15 protein-coding genes are annotated in these 14,316 nt (G+C 73.0%); 4 read left to right on the top strand and 11 right to left on the bottom strand.

The window, feature by feature from the left end; translation table 11 throughout:
* Positions 1–514 precede the first annotated feature (514 nt).
* From KPL59_RS15545 to KPL59_RS15515, 7 genes are all read right to left on the bottom strand, one after another.
* Complete coding sequence (locus KPL59_RS15545) at positions 515–1,597, bottom strand: hypothetical protein (RefSeq protein WP_226361214.1); 1,083 nt, start codon at positions 1,595–1,597, stop codon at positions 515–517.
* Positions 1,598–1,728: 131 nt separating this feature from the next.
* Positions 1,729–2,355 carry an ATP-binding protein gene (locus tag KPL59_RS15540; RefSeq protein WP_226359077.1) on the bottom strand — a complete coding sequence of 209 codons (627 nt, stop codon included), beginning with the start codon at positions 2,353–2,355 and terminating at the stop codon, positions 1,729–1,731.
* 13 nt (positions 2,356–2,368) lie between these two features.
* Positions 2,369–3,418, bottom strand: a complete 1,050-nt coding sequence (locus KPL59_RS15535) for a PucR family transcriptional regulator (RefSeq protein ID WP_226361213.1) — start codon at positions 3,416–3,418, stop codon at positions 2,369–2,371.
* 95 nt (positions 3,419–3,513) lie between these two features.
* Positions 3,514–4,431 carry an alpha/beta hydrolase gene (locus tag KPL59_RS15530; protein ID WP_226359075.1) on the bottom strand — a complete coding sequence of 306 codons (918 nt, stop codon included), beginning with the start codon at positions 4,429–4,431 and terminating at the stop codon, positions 3,514–3,516.
* 75 nt (positions 4,432–4,506) lie between these two features.
* Positions 4,507–5,682: a serine hydrolase gene (locus tag KPL59_RS15525; protein WP_226359074.1), complete on the bottom strand. Its 1,176-nt coding sequence runs from the start codon at positions 5,680–5,682 to the stop codon at positions 4,507–4,509.
* Positions 5,683–5,864: 182 nt separating this feature from the next.
* On the bottom strand, positions 5,865–7,142 hold the full coding sequence (locus KPL59_RS15520) for a dicarboxylate/amino acid:cation symporter (protein WP_226361212.1): 1,278 nt from the start codon (positions 7,140–7,142) through the stop codon (positions 5,865–5,867).
* Positions 7,139–7,876, bottom strand: coding sequence for a GntR family transcriptional regulator (locus KPL59_RS15515; RefSeq protein ID WP_226359073.1), 738 nt, complete (start codon positions 7,874–7,876; stop codon positions 7,139–7,141). The genes KPL59_RS15520 and KPL59_RS15515 overlap by 4 nt, the downstream gene beginning before the upstream one ends.
* A gap of 146 nt (positions 7,877–8,022) precedes the next feature.
* Between KPL59_RS15515 and KPL59_RS15510 the strand changes: the two genes are divergently transcribed.
* Both KPL59_RS15510 and KPL59_RS15505 read left to right on the top strand, forming a co-directional pair.
* Entirely contained in the window at positions 8,023–8,547 is a 525-nt protein-coding gene (locus tag KPL59_RS15510) for a PadR family transcriptional regulator (protein WP_226359072.1), read from the top strand.
* Positions 8,540–9,547 (top strand): BtrH N-terminal domain-containing protein, encoded by a 1,008-nt coding sequence (locus tag KPL59_RS15505; RefSeq protein WP_226359071.1) that lies wholly within the window; start codon positions 8,540–8,542, stop codon positions 9,545–9,547. The genes KPL59_RS15510 and KPL59_RS15505 overlap by 8 nt, the downstream gene beginning before the upstream one ends.
* A 45-nt stretch (positions 9,548–9,592) precedes the next feature.
* Here the strand turns inward: KPL59_RS15505 and KPL59_RS36940 are convergent, their stop codons facing one another.
* The gene (locus KPL59_RS36940) at positions 9,593–10,816 is read right to left on the bottom strand and encodes a GNAT family N-acetyltransferase (protein WP_308187892.1); all 1,224 of its coding nucleotides are present in this window, start codon (positions 10,814–10,816) and stop codon (positions 9,593–9,595) included.
* 115 nt (positions 10,817–10,931) lie between these two features.
* Here KPL59_RS36940 and KPL59_RS15490 point away from each other — a divergent pair, with 115 nt between their 5' ends.
* Positions 10,932–11,876, top strand: coding sequence for an acetyltransferase (locus KPL59_RS15490; protein ID WP_226361211.1), 945 nt, complete (start codon positions 10,932–10,934; stop codon positions 11,874–11,876).
* Positions 11,877–11,881: 5 nt separating this feature from the next.
* Here KPL59_RS15490 and KPL59_RS15485 read toward each other — a convergent pair whose 3' ends face one another.
* Positions 11,882–12,322 carry an NUDIX domain-containing protein gene (locus tag KPL59_RS15485; RefSeq protein WP_226359069.1) on the bottom strand — a complete coding sequence of 147 codons (441 nt, stop codon included), beginning with the start codon at positions 12,320–12,322 and terminating at the stop codon, positions 11,882–11,884.
* Positions 12,323–12,354: 32 nt separating this feature from the next.
* Between KPL59_RS15485 and KPL59_RS15480 the strand changes: the two genes are divergently transcribed.
* Complete coding sequence (locus KPL59_RS15480; RefSeq protein ID WP_020621482.1) at positions 12,355–12,708, top strand: TraR/DksA C4-type zinc finger protein; 354 nt, start codon at positions 12,355–12,357, stop codon at positions 12,706–12,708.
* Here the strand turns inward: KPL59_RS15480 and KPL59_RS15475 are convergent.
* Together KPL59_RS15475 and KPL59_RS15470 are read right to left on the bottom strand one after the other, a co-directional pair.
* The gene (locus KPL59_RS15475) at positions 12,668–12,889 is read right to left on the bottom strand and encodes a hypothetical protein (protein WP_226361210.1); all 222 of its coding nucleotides are present in this window, start codon (positions 12,887–12,889) and stop codon (positions 12,668–12,670) included. The two genes, KPL59_RS15480 and KPL59_RS15475, sit on opposite strands and share 41 nt — an antisense overlap.
* The gene (locus KPL59_RS15470; RefSeq protein WP_226361209.1) at positions 12,886–14,301 is read right to left on the bottom strand and encodes a HAMP domain-containing sensor histidine kinase; all 1,416 of its coding nucleotides are present in this window, start codon (positions 14,299–14,301) and stop codon (positions 12,886–12,888) included. The genes KPL59_RS15475 and KPL59_RS15470 overlap by 4 nt, the downstream gene beginning before the upstream one ends.
* Positions 14,302–14,316 lie beyond the last annotated feature (15 nt).

The raw sequence follows: 14,316 nt of genomic DNA, 5'->3' as shown, positions 1-14,316 counted from the left end.
GGTCGTAGGTGCAGCTCATGTGCGGCGCCACCACCAGGACAGCGACGGATCGACGGTGGGGTCGTTCAGAGTCTTGTCCGAGAACCGGGCGTCGAGTCGGGCGATCTCGCGACGGAGCGATGCGCGATGACGCCGAGGCAGGGCGTGCAGAGCGTGTTCGAGGGCGTCCCGTGAGAACGGGCCGATGAACTGGACCCAGTCGTTGTTCTCTCGCTGGAGTGTGGAACGTGGTCGGAGGGCGACGCGGCGCCATGAGAGAAGATCGGTGCGGACTCTTCCGGAGGAGAGCTGTGGCCGGTCGAGTCGGTCGAGCGCACGGCTGGTCGAGAGCGGAACGCCGCGGATCGCGGTCGGGCGTGGCTGACGCTGGTTGCGGGCCCGTACCTGGGCGGGGCGCCTACGCGGCATGGACCTTTCGGATCGAAGCCATGCAACCAGCTTGCCAGGACGCGGTTCTCATCGTGTCCTCCGGGTCGGCCGAATGCCGTCAGGCTTTCTCGTGGGATGGGGCGATCTACTCGTGGTCCGACGCGTCTCCCAGGTCGACCTCGATGCCTCCGACGGCCAGGTAGAAGGGTGCGGGAACCGGAGGCCGCCGACACCGCAGGAGCTGGCGGAGTATCAACCGCGGCCACCGAGGTGCGGCGCGTGTCCCGGTGACATGAACCGTTGCCCGGGTGCTGGTGGGATCGGCGAAGGACAGCGCAGGTCCGTACGTGCCCCGCGCCATCCATTCCGGGGTTCCCGCCGCGTCGGTGTCGAGCAGTCGCTGCGGGCTGGACCAGTCCCGTCGGTCGGCACTCGGCCGTGACGCGGTGATCCACCACAGCCCCTGCGCGGGCAAACCCGGTGTGGCGTGGAGGTCGGAGCCACGGGCGAGGATCATGGCCCAGCCATCACCGTAGGGGGCGATGGCGTTGTCGAAGAAGCCCTCCGACGAGTCTGCGAACGTCACCGGCGGCGACCAGTCGTGGACGCCGTCAACGCTCTCCGTGCAGCGCAACTCGTAGTCGGGGAGCTCGCCGGGGCCGATCTCGTGAGGATTGGCCTGATACCACATCCGGTACCGGCCTTCGGTGTAGATGACGAATGGTTCGAGCACACTGGACCGGGGCGGCCTGCCCTCCAGGACCGGCATCGGGTGTCGCTGCCAACGGCCGTCTCGGTACTCGAGGAAGCCGATCGCGTACCGGCTTCGCGGACCGTAATGCCGTAGGGAAGCCCGGCCGGTGTAATACAGGCGCGCCCCGTTGCCGCCGGACGGAGGCACATAGCTGGGTGTGTGCATCCCCGCTGCGTCCCAGCTGCCGCGTGGTGGGTCCGGAGCCAGAGCGGCTGCACGTCCACGAGGGTCGGCGTCGATGCGCCACGGCCCACGGGGTGAGCCCCCGGGCGGGGCCGTGGCGCGGTAGAGGCGGTTGCGAAAGCCGGTCGAGAAGCCGCCCAAGAACATCGTCCAACGGCCGTCGATGCAGTGGACATCCGGGTCGCCGACGCCGAGAAGGCCCCGCGGCATGGGCCCGGTCACCATGTCCCACAGAACGTGCGCGGCCGGCGCGCCTTGCGCTCGCCACTGATCGGTGTGCGACGGATCCATGGAGATCGACCTCCTGCTCGGGGCCGCGCAAGAACGCGGTGACTCCCCTGCGGATCAGGTAGGTCGGTGATTCGGAACATACCAGTCATATGCCGGCCGTCCAACCGTCCACGGTGCCGCAGGAGGACCTCTCACCTCTGGTCGTCCACGACGACCTCCAGTAGCCCGCCGAGGCGCGCCACGCCTGCGTGGATGCTGTCCACGTCGGCTCCGCCGAGGTCACGGACCGCCCTGCACGGCGTGAACCGAACCGCGGTGCCCGTGGTGCCGTCTCCGGCAACGTCGACCAAGCCGCCGACAGGCAGTCCGTCGCGATACGTCTGCGACCATGCGCCGTCGTGCCGACGGTTCACGTGATCCAGCCTGGTGCTCAACGCTGCCACGACCGAGATGCCTCGGCGCGCGTGACCGTCACCGAGCAGCGGTGGGGTCTCCGCGTCGAAGAACCGGAGGTCACGCGTAGCCATGATCGGCTTACGGATGACGGCTCCTGTCGGGCTGCGGCGAGTGTCGGTGCCCCGTCCGTCGTCGACGATCAGGATGGACCCGTCCGGCGCCAGCTCGATGAGGCACCGGCCGCGACGGTTGCGTGCCTCGGCCTCGTCAGCCGCGTAGGCCACGACCTCCAACACGAGGTGCAGGGCACCCGTCGGTGCATAGCGCTCCGGCTGCTCCCGGACCTCACGCAGGTGGCCGACATCGAGATCACGACTCCAGTCGTGCGTCGTGTTGACCCAGGGACGGTCCGGCCGCGACACCGCTCGGCACTGACTAGTGCGTAGCCGGCGCCGGCAGGTCCAGGACGCGGGAGTTGCGTAGCCGCCAGACGAGATAAGCCAGCCCGAGGCGGGTTCGTCCCATGCCGTCGTCGAGCGGGTTGTAGCCGAGGTCGGCGGTCAGGCCGTCGATCCTGGCCTGCAGCGTGCTGTGGTGGCCCCCGGCCAGCCGCGCGGCTTGGCGCACCGAACCCGCTCGGACGAGGGCGTCCAGTGTGGTCGGACCCCAGGGGTGGCGCATCACCAGGTCGACGGACTCGACATCGGGCTGGTCGCTGTCGTGGGGCAGATCGGCGAGGAGGCCGATGAGGCCGCCGAAGTCGTCGGCCAGCACGGTGGGTGTCGCCGGAGGGGCGCACAGCCGCAGAGCGACGACTGCGGCTCGGAAGGACCGGTGCAGGCCGTCGATCTCGTCAGCCGTTCCGATGCCGGACGGTGTCGCGTCCACGACTGTCCGATCGCAGGCGACGACGCTGGCGTGGATCGGGCCGTACGAGGTCGCGATGACGTCTTCCGGGCCGGGCGGGTGGCTGCCCCAGACCGCGAAGAGGGGCGCCGCGACGGTCCGGTACCGCACCCCGGGCAGGAGACCGATGCGGGCGGCGGCCACACGGCGTTCCTCGGTGGGGACCGCGCGATCCAGTACCAGGCTCAGGTCACGGCGACCGTCGGCGTCGCTCCGCCCTCGCCCGTGCCGCATCCGCACCGCCAGGGACAGACGTTCCAGGATGATCGCGTCGTTGGCGTGCGGTGCACCGTCGCGTTCGAGCCACACCGTGATCCCCGGAGCCACCTCGGACAGGGTCCGCGGCGGCGGGGCGTCCAGCGGCTGTGGTGCGGCCTCTCCGCGCGGTGTGATGCGGACCGAGCGGGGCGGTGTGTCCTGGCCGTACCCGGCGGTGCAGCCGGCGAGCGAAGCGGCCGCGCTGAGCAGGCCGCGTGTGTTCACGTTGCCGATGACCAGCTCGTCGAAACAGGCGATCACCCGTAGGCCGAGGCTCGCCTGGGGATCGAGCGCAGAGAGCCGGCCGAGCAGTTCCTGCACGTGACCTCCCGACGGGTGACGGTCGGACTGTAGTGGTGGCGGTCACTCTAGTCAGTCGGCGAGTATCTTCTCGACCCACGCGTCCCGGGTCCGGATCATGCCGCGCCCGACGCCGGTGTGCGGGGCGAAGATGTCGAAGGCGTGGAATCCCCGGACCAGACGTGCAGCTCCGCGTCCCCGCCGGCGCTCCAGATCCGGTTCGCGTAGTCGATCGCCTCGTCCCGGAAGATCTCGGCCGCGCCGACGTCGATGAACGCCGGGGGCAGCCGGGAGAGGTCGTCCGCGCGCGCGGGGGCGGCGTACGGGCTGACGTCCGGGCCTCCCCGCGCGTCGCCGAGCAGGGCCGTCCATCCGGTCTCGTTGCTGATGCGGTCCCACACGCCCACCCCGTCGAACTGGGTGGTCGAGCCGGTGCGGCCGCGGTCGTCGAGCATCGGATAGTCGAGGACCTGCCCACACAGGGCGGGGCCGCCACGATCGCGGGCGGCGAGCGCCATGCCGGCGACGAGGCCTCCGCCGGAACTCGCCCCGGCGAGCATCAACCGGTCCGGCCGGATGCCGAGCCGACCGGCCATGCCCGCCGTCCACTCCAGCGCTGCGTAGCAGTCCTCGCGGGGGAACGGGTCGGGGAACTCCGGGGCCAACCGGTACTCGACGGCGACGAGCACCGCCCCCAGCCGGTCCACCCAGTCCAGGACCAGGTCCGCCCCGCTGAAGCGGTCGCCGAACATCAGGCCCCCCGAGTGCACGAACACGACGCCCGGACGAGGCCCGGAAGCGCCGTCGGGGGTCAACACCGAGACCTCGACGGGGTCGCCGCGATGGCCGGCGATCGTGTGCTCGCTCCGGGTGATCGGCCGGCCGGCGAGTGTCCGGTCGATGGGCGGGGAGGCGTAGGAGCGCCGCATGAAGCCGATCAGCTCGGGCGTGATCGTCGGAGGGAACACCCCGCCGACGACGGCCAGCCCGGCCTTGAGCTCAGGGTCGAAATCCGGACGAGCAACCGCGGCCATCCTGGTCCTCCCGACGCACCCGGACACGACCGCGGCGGCGGCCGCCGACCATGCCGGCGGCCGCCGCAGCGGTGGTCACAGGGACGAGTACAGCGCTGCCTCGAAGTCGTTGTACATCTTCCAGGCCTGGTGCTCGGTGATGAACGGCAGCGAGTTGGTGTAGATCGAGGCGCACACCCCGGTCGTGCGGTCGATGAAGAAGTGGGTGTTGAACAGGCCGGCCCACGCGCCGGTCCCGGCACGCCGGGCGCCCGGCACGTCCTGGGTGTTGATCAGGAGTCCGTACCCCCAGGTCCAGCCCGGGCCGAGGTGCAGGGTGTCGGTGATGGGTGCGTCCGCCGAGCGGATCTCGGTCGGCATCGGTGCACCGTCGAGCTGGTCGGAGAACGCCGCGTCGACCGTCTCCTGCGAGAGGATGCGGACTCCGTCGAGCTCGCCGCCGCGTAGCAGGGCCCGCTCGAAGCGGATGTAGTCGCGCGGGGTGGAGTGCAGGCCGTGTCCGCCCGCCCACCACTGCGGGTCGTCGGGCAGGACGTTGCCGGCCGAGACCCACGTGCCGTCCTCGCCCTGGACGTGGACCGGGGACTTGTTCGCCTTCCGGGCCTCGTCGAGAGCGAACATGGTGTCGTCCATGCCCAGCGGGCCGGTGACGTTCTCCTTGATCACGACGTCGAGGGTGGTGCCGGCGACGGCCTCGACGACGCGGCCGAGCCAGTCGGTGTTGATGCCGTACTCGAAGCGGGTGCCCGGGTCGGCCACCATCGGCGCGTCGAACGCGGCCATGTCACCGGGCACCACGTTCGGGGTGCCGGTGACCTCCTCGTACTTCTTCAGGTCGGCGTTCCAGAACCAGTAGCCCAGGCCCGAGGTGTGGGTGATGAGGTGCTTGACGGTGGCCTTCGTCCGCGGGGCGCGGAGGAGGGGCGTGTCACCGTCGAAGCCGTCGAGGACCTGGACCCGGGCGAAGTCGGGGACGTAGTCCTCCACCGGCGCGGACAGGTCCAGGCCGCCGCGCTCGACCTGCTGCAGGGCTGCGACCGTGGCGACCATCTTCGTCATCGACATGATCCGGAAATGGGTACCGGTCGTGACCGGCTGCGGCCCGCCGTCGGTGTGGCGGACGCCGGCCGCGCCCTCGTAGAACACCCCGTCGGCATCGGCGGCGATGGCCGCGACGTGCGGCACCGCCCCGGCGGCGACCGCGTCCTGCAGGATCTTGTCGATCCCTGATCCGTCGATCGTCCTGGACATCGGACCTCCTGTGTCGTCGACGGCGCGCGGAGGCCCTCGCGGCATCACTGGCGCGCATCATTCGAACAGGCACCAGGATGGCGTGGATCACACCCGGGGATAACCGCCGCCGCAACGCAACGCGATTCTCCCGACCCGCCATCTGGCGGGTGGCGAACGCCGGGTCCGAGCCCCGCGGTCGGTCAGGCGTCCGAGGCGCTCCGGGCCCCCGTCTCCGCCGGCTCCCCGGCGCGGACACCGTCGTAGACCTCCCGGTCGATCTCCCCGTCGGGGTGCGCGACGAGCATCGCCACCAGGGTGTCGGCGTTGACGTTGAGGAAGGTCCGCAGGATCCCGGTGAACCAGTCGACGGCGATGAGCAGCCCGACGGCCGCGAGGGGCAGTCCGAGGGTGGTCCCGAGGAACAGGGCCACGACGGGGAACCCGCCCGGCACGGTGATCGTGCCCATGTTGAGCAGGATCGCGAGGACCATCCCGAACGCGATCTGCCCGGCCGAGAGGTCGACGCCGCCGGCCTGGGCGAGGAACAGCACGACGATCGTGTAGTTGAGGACGGCGCCGTAGGAACCCATGGTCAGCCCCACCGACAGCGTGAAGTTGGCGACCCGGGGGCTGACACCGATCTTCTCGATCGTGGTGCGCAGGACGGTGGGATAGGTGACGGCCGAGCTCGTCGTCGTGACCGCGACGGCGGTCTGCTCGGCGAGCTTGCGCGGCAGGCGGGCGGGGTTGAGCCGGGTGCGCCCGGCGACGATCGCCACGAACAGTGCGGTGAGCAGGACGACGCCCAGCAGGGTGGTGCCGAGGTAGGCCAGGGCCGACCCGACCACGGCGAAGCCGATTCGGCCGGACAGGTCGGCGAGCAGTGCGAACACCCCGATCGGCGCGACGTACATGACCAGCCGGATCAAGGTGAGCAGGACCTGCTGGAACTGCCCCACGACGTCGAGGACGAGTGTGTTCCCCGTCGCGGTGACGTGCCGGTGGAGGGCGACGCCGAACAGCAGCGAGAACAGGATGATCGGCACCATCGCCGCCTCGGCCATCGACTCGACGACGTTGGTGGTGAAGAAGCCGAGGACCGTGTCCTGCCAGCTCTCCGGGGCCGCCGCGGCCGGCAGCGCGGCGTCCGGTGCGGCCGTCGCGACCATCCCGGCACCCGGGCGGAACAGCAGCCCGAGCACCACCGCGACCACCGCGGCCACGACCGACAGGCCGATCATCCAGGCGAAGGTCCGCAGCGCGAGCCGGCCGGTGCCGGATCCGGTCATGGACCCGCAGGCCGCGATCACCGAGGTCATGACCAGCGGCACGATCGCCATCTGGACGAGCCGGATGAAGGCGTCGCCGACGACCTTCAGGTTGCCGGCCCACTCGCCGGTCACCAGGCCGAACGCGATCCCGGCGACCGCGGCGAGCGCGATCAGGACGGCGGGATGCTTCATCGCGGCGAGTCTCATGAGGTCCTCACGTCGAGGGTGGCCGGGCCGCGGCGGCGGTCCCGGGTGTCGGTGGCGAGCAGGGCACGACCGGCGCGCTCGGTGACGATCTCCAGCGACGCGCCCATGTGCTGGTGCAGCAGGTGGCGGGCGGTGTCGAGCCGTCCGGCGAGGACCGCCTCACCGATGGCGACGTGCTCGGACACGGCCGCCTCGACGCGACCGGGGAGCACGTAGTCGTTCATCCGCACCCGCCGGATCCGGCGGTGCACGTCGGTCAGCACCGCGACGAGCTCGGGGTTGCCCGACGCCGCGAGCAGCGTGCTGTGGAACCGTTCGTCCTCCAGCACGAAGCCCGGACCCGCCTCGGGCGGCTCCTCGAGCATCCGGTGCCAGCGGGCCAGCTCCGCGCGGAGCGCCCCGGCGTCGTGCACGGTGCCCGGGTTCTCCCGGCACCGGTCGATCCCGCGCAGTTCGACCGCGATGCGGACCTCCCAGAGGTCGCGCACCCCCGCCAGGTCGGGGACGACGACCGAGTAGCCGTAGTCCTCCTCGCGCTGCAGGAGGCCGTCGGCGACGAGCCGGCCGAGGGCCTCGCGCACCGGGGTGCGCGAGATGCCGAACCGCGCTGCGAGCTTCGGCTCGGTGAGGCGGGTCCCCGCGCCGATGGTGCCGTTGACGACGTCGTCCCGCAGGGCGGCGTAGACGCGCTCGCGCAGCGGTGGCGGGCCCGCGTGCTCGACGGCGCTCGACATCGACGATTCTCCCCACCTGTTGTGTCCAGGGCTGGATACAGCAGGTGGAGACGGTAGGAGCGGCACGTTGCGTCGGCGTCTCGCGCCGGTGTCGTCGTGTTTCGTGCGGGTGTGCTCCCTTCTATTCTGGTGCTAGAATATCGGCCGTGGAACTGACCATCGGCGAGCTCGTCGTCCTCGGGGCACTGGCCGAGCGCCCTCGCCACGGCTACGACATCGAGCAGGTCATCGAGGAGCGTGGCGTCCGCCGCTGGACCGACATCGGCTTCTCCTCGATCTACTACCTGCTCGACAAGCTGACCGCCCGCGGCCTGGCCGAGGCCGACGACGACCGCCCCTCCCCGAAGGCCCGCCGCGTCGTCCGCATCACCGACCGGGGGCGCCGCACCGCGGCCGCCGACGTCCGGGAGCTGCTCTCCGACGCCGGGGTCCCCGCCCGCTCCTTCCTCGCCGGCCTCGCCCACTCGACCCTGCTGCCCGCGCACGAGGTCGAGGAGGCGCTCCGGGCCCGGCTCGCCGGGCTCGACACGCGGATCGGCGCGGTCGTCGCGGCCCGGACCGCACAGGAGCCACTCCCGTCGGAGGCGCGCGACGTCTTCTCGTTCTCCCTGTCCCAGCTGCATGCGGAGAGGTCGTGGCTCGCCGAGCGGGTCCAGGTGTCCGATGACTGATGCGTCCACCGGCGTCCCCTCCACGGGAGGCCTCCACTGCGAGACGACGGCGCTCGGCGCGCTCCTCGGGCACGCCGGCGTCCACCTCGACGAACCGATGCTGTTCGGGCTCGGTTCCGGGCTGTCGTACGTCTACTGGGACTCCAAGCGGCAGTCGGCGCCGTTCCTGGGTGGCCGGGTCAAGCCGTTCGAGCTGACCCGCACCCTCGCCCGCCGCCTCGATCTCGACCTGCGCGTGCAGGAGACCTCGTCCGCCCGCCGGGCGTGGGACCAGGTCCGCACCCTCGTCGACGACGGCGTTCCCGTCGGACTGCAGCTCGACAGCCACGACCTGGACTACTTCGGCTCCCGGGTCCACTTCGCGGGCCACGTCGTTGCTCTGCTCGGCTACGACGCGGACACCGCGTACCTCCTCGACACCGCGCAGCAGGGCGGCCGGGTCAGCACGAGCCTGGACAGCCTGGCCCGGGCGCGCGCCGCACGGGGGCCGATGTCGGCGCCGCACCGGTCGTTCACGTTCGGCCGGGTCCGGGAGCCGGTCGACCCCGGCCCCGCGATCGTGCCTGCGATCGTCGAGTGCGCCGAGGCGTTCCTGCACCCGCCGATCGCCAACATCGGGCACCGCGGCATCCGGACGACGGCGAAGCGCGCCGGGTCCTGGTTCGACCGCGTCGAGGACCCGCACCGGGACCTGCCGCAGATGGCGATGCTCATGGAACGGGCCGGCACCGGCGGGGCGCTGTTCCGCAACCTCTACCGCGACTTCCTCACCGCCTGCCTGCCGCTGCTCGACGACGCCGGCCCGGGTGAGCGCGTCGCGTCGGTCGAACGGGGCCGGGACCTGTACGCCGAGGCGGCGACGCTGTGGACCCGCGTCGCCGGACTCGTCGAGCGGGCCGGGCTGGACGAGGACCCGGCCGCCCTGACCGAGGCCGCCGGGCTGCTGCTGCGGATCGCGGACCTGGAGACCGCGGCGATGACCATCCTCCGGTCGCTCTGAGCCGGGCCGGAGGTCAGCCGGTGGGCCGGTGCTCCTCCCGCGGCGTCATCGGGCGGTGCCCCGGGGCTTCGCCATGTGGACCAGCGCGTAGGTCCCCGCGTCGGTCCGGTGGGTCTCCCGGAACCCGAGCCGGTCGTAGAGCCGCAGGTTCGTGACGCTGTGCTCGCCGGTGAACAGCTCGATCACCGACACGCCGTCGTCGAGCTGCTCCTCCGCGTGGCGGAGCAGGCCCGACCCCAGGCCCTCGCCCTGCCGGTCCGGAGCGACCACCAGCCGGCTCACGTCGGCGGTGCTCCCCGACCGGGTGATCCGTACGGCGGCGACCAGCCGGCCGTCGTCGCGGATACCCCAGGCGGTCACCGACCCGTCGGCCAGCTGTTCGCGGATCTCCGCCAGGTGCTCGGTGAGCGGCGGCAGGTCGATGTCCTCGTGCGCCCGGGCCTCCGGCACGTAGGCCGCACGCTGCAGGGTCAGGACCTCGCCGGCGTCGGCGGGCCGGAGGCGGAGGGTCCGTGCACGCGTGCGGTGGCTGCGGAGCTCCTGCGGCCGGGGTGCGTCGAGCAGCGCGTTCAGCTCGTGGAGCACCTCGGCCGGGTCGGCCCGGTCGTTGCCGAGGACGTCGTGGGCGGCACCGAGACCAGCGTCGTCCACGAGCCCCTTCTCGCCCAGGACCCACGCACCCCGCCCGGCCATGACGGCGTGCGCCGCCTGAGCGGTGGCGCGCGACATCATGCCGAGTGCGAGGGTCCGGTCGCCCCGCCGGACGTGCTGCTCGGCGATCGCCAGTGAGAACGCGGCGTTCCAGCGCCAGCGTTCCTGCGCCGCCTCGCGCAGGTCCGCGGGGTAGGCGATGGTCGGCAGCTGACCGGCGAGCACCTGGTTCACGGCGATCTCGCCGAGCGGGGTGTACGTGGGCAGCCCGGCGAGATGACCCTCGACCTGGTCGATCTCGAACCGGCCGTGGTCGGCGTCGGCGCGCCAGGCGTCGACGACGTCGAGGTCGCGCAGCAGCACGTCCACCGGTTCGCCCTCGACGGTCAGCCACGCCCCGCCGTTGACGATGCGTCCCCACTCGCCCGGCGGCGCGACGTGCCCGGCGAAGCCGAGGCGCCCGAGCGCCCGGGCGTCGAACCCGCCGCGGTAGTAGACGCCGAGGTCCCAGTCGCTGTCCGGGCGGTGGGTGCCCCGGGCCCGGCTGCCGCCCAGCGACACGGCGAGCACCCCGGGCAACGCGACGAGCCGCGGCAGGAGGACGTCCAGGACGGTCATGGGGCGATCGTCGACGGCGCCGCTCCCGGTGTCGACCGTGATCCGGGCCGCCGCCCGTCGCGGACGCCGGCCCGCGGTGGGCGAACCCGGTCGACACCGCTGCGATCCTGTCCCGGTGAGCAGCTCCCCGACCGTCCGCACGGCCACCCCCGCCGACCACCCCGAGCTGGTCCGCATCTGGCGGCGGGCGGTCGAGGCCACGCACACCTTCCTCACCCCGGACGACGTCGACGAGATCGAGACCGAGGTCCGCACGGCCGCCCCGCCCGCACTGTCGGTCCTGGTCGCGCAGCGCGCCGACGGCACCCCGGTCGGCTGGATCGGCACCGACGGCCACCGGGTCGAGGCGCTGTTCGTCGATCCGTCCGCGCACGGTCGGGGCGTCGGCTCCGCGCTCCTGGCCGCGGCCACCGTCGGCACGGCGCGGGTGGAGCTCGACGTGAACGAGCAGAACCCGGGCGCGGTCGGGTTCTACGAGCGCCTGGGGTTCGTCCGGACCGGGCGCTCCGAGCGCGACGGTCGGGGCCGGCCGTTCCCGCTGCTGCACCTGCGCCGGGACCGGCTCCCCGAGCCGTCCGACCCGGCTCCTTCCACGACCGCCCTGCTGCTCGGTTACGTCGACTTCTACCGTGACCGCGTCCTCGACAAGTACGCCGCGCTGCCCGAGCCCGAGCGCACGGCCAGCAGGCTCCCGTCGGGCTGGTCTCCCTCGGAGCTGCTGCACCACCTCCGCTGCATGGAGCGCCGCTGGCTGGAGTGGGGCTTCGTCGACGCCGACCTCCCGGACCCCTGGGCCGACCACGTCGACGGGCTGTGGGCGCTGCCGTCCGGGGACGGCGCGGACGACGTCGCCGCCGCGCTCGCCGCGCAGGGCCGGCGTACCCGCGAGATCGCGGAGTCGGTGGGGCCCGGTGCCGCGGGGGTGCCGAGCGGGCGCTGGGCCGGCGCACCGCCCGCGACGATCGAGCGGACGCTGCTGCACGTCGTCCAGGAGTACGCCCGCCACCTCGGCCACCTGGACGTCGTCGTCGAGCTCGCCACCGGATCCACCGGCGAGTAGCCGCCTCAGGGCGCGACGCGGTGCAGGTCCCAGCCGTCGAGCGCGACGCCGGGGCGGCGCCAGGCGTGGCGGACGGCGGCGGTGTGGGCGAACACCGGTCCGGGCAGGTCGTCCGGGTCGGCCCAGGCCCAGGCGTCGATCGCGTGCGGCTCGGTCACCCGCAGCTCCGCCCCGGCGGGTGCGGGCACGTGCACCGCGAAGGTCACCCCCGCGCCGTCGAGCCGGACGCACACCGCGAACAACGTCCCCGTCGCCGCGACGACGCCGGTCTCCTCCGCCAGCTCGCGCAGCGCCGCGGCGACGACCGGCTCCCCGCCCTCCAGATGGCCGCCCGGGAACGACCAGCTCGGCGTCTCCCCGGCGGTGACCCGGTGCCCGACGGCGACCGCGCCGTCGGCGCGCTCCAGGACGACGCCGACACCGGACAGCGGACGCGGAAGGCTCACCACCGCAGTCTGCCGGGGCGCATCCTGGGGTGGTGGACCCCACCACCCTCGCCGCCGCCCGCGCCCGTGCCCAGGAGTGGGTCGGCTCGCTGCGCCACGAGCTCGACGACCTCGCCGACCAGCAGGCCCTGACCAGCCACGACGACGAGCACGACCCCGAGGGCGTGACGATCGCGGTGCAGCGCGCCCAGCTCCAGGGGCTGCTCGCCGCCGCGGAGCAGGAGCGCGACGACCTCGACCGGGCGGCGGAGCGCCTGGCCGCGGGCGGCTACGGGCGCTGCGTGGTCTGTGGCGGACCGATCGCGCCGGAACGGCTGGAGGCGCTGCCTGCCGCGACGACCTGCATCAGCTGCGCGTCGGACCCGCGCCGGCGTCGTCGCCGGTAGCGGGCGCGGGCGGCCGGGGCGGTGTCGGTGTCGGTGTCGGTGTCGGCAGGACCGTCACCGTCGGAGTGGGGGCGGCCGTGCCGGCGGGCGGGGCGATCGGCTCCGGCTCGTCGTCGAGGGTCACCCCGCACCCGGTGACGAGCAGCAGCCCCAGCGCCGCGGTGCACAGCCGGGTCCTCACGTGTCCACCCCTGGCAACTCGACGACGACCCGGGTCCCGCCGCCGGGGCGTTCCTCCACCCACACCCGGCCGTCGTGGCGGCGCACGTGCGCGGCGACCAGGGACAGCCCGAGACCGGTGCCGCCGCCGTCGCCGCGGCTGCCGGCCAGGGTCCCACGGGCGAACCGTTCGAACACCGCCCGCCGCTGCTCGGGCGGGATGCCGGGGCCCGCGTCGTCGACCTCGATCCGGGCGAACCGGCCCCGGCGCGCGACGCCGATCCGCAGCGCGCCGCCGCCGTGTGCGTCGGCGTTGTCCAGCAGGTTGCCCAGGATCTGGTCGAGACGACGGCGGTCGACCCGCACGGTCACCGGCTCCGTGGCGTCGACCTCGGGGACGTGCTCCCCGCCGCGGACCGCGACGAGCCCCCGGACCAACGCGCCGAGCTCGCCGTCCTCCCGCTGCAGGGTGTCGCTGCGGGAGATCTCCAGCAGGTCCAGGACCATCCGGCGGAAGCGCTGGATCTCGCCGTCGAGCAGCTCGACGGCCTCCCGCGCGGTCGGCGCGAGCTCGGCGCGCCGCCGGGTCAGCACCGCGGCCGCGTTCACCAGCGTCGTCAGCGGTGACCGCAGCTCGTGCGCGACGTCCGCGGCGAACCGGGCGTCGCGCGACACCCGCTGCTCCAGGTCGTCGGCGGTCCGGTTGAACGTCGCGACGAGCGGGGCGAGCTCGGCGTCGGTGCTCGACGGCAGCCGTGCGGTCAGGTCGCCGCCGGCGATCCGCTCCGCGGCCCGGGTCACCGCGGTGAGCGGCAGCAGCGCACGCCGCCCGGCCCACTGGCCCAGCGCGAGCCCCAGCAGGGCACTCACCGCGACCCCGGCGAACAGCACGACGCTGAGGAACTTCAGGTTGGCGTCGAGCCGCTGCATCGGGAAGACCTCGACGAACACGTCGCCGCCGGACATCGGCGCCGCGACGACGACGCTCGGCATCCCCGCCACCATCACCCGCTGTCGTGCCCCGGTCCCGTTCCCGGCCATCGCCAGCAGCCCCGCCGGAAGCGCCTCGGGATCGACCTCACGGCCGCTGGTCGTCCACGTCCCGTCGCGGCGCAGCGCGACCGTGGTGCCCGGGGTGCCCGCGAGGCCGGTCAGCAGGTCGTCGAGACCGCCGACGTGCGTGTCATCGACCAACGCCCGGTCGACGAGCTGGAGGTTCACCGCGAGCTGGCGGGTGGCGCTCTCCACCCGCTGCTCCACCAGGTAGTACGATGCGAGGTTCCAGGTGACCGCCGCGAACAACCCGGTCACCACCATCGACACCCCGGCGAACGCGACGCCGACCCGGTGACGCAGCGGAAGCCGGCCCAGTGGCAGTCGGTCCAGCGGCAGTCGGTCCAGCGGCAGTCGGTCCAGCGGCAGTCGGTCCAGCACGGACCGCATCCTGCC

The sequence above is a fragment of the Pseudonocardia sp. ICBG1142 genome, from assembly GCF_020496255.1.
Taxonomy (GTDB): domain Bacteria; phylum Actinomycetota; class Actinomycetes; order Mycobacteriales; family Pseudonocardiaceae; genus Pseudonocardia.
This window is presented reverse-complemented; position numbering and strand designations above follow the sequence as displayed.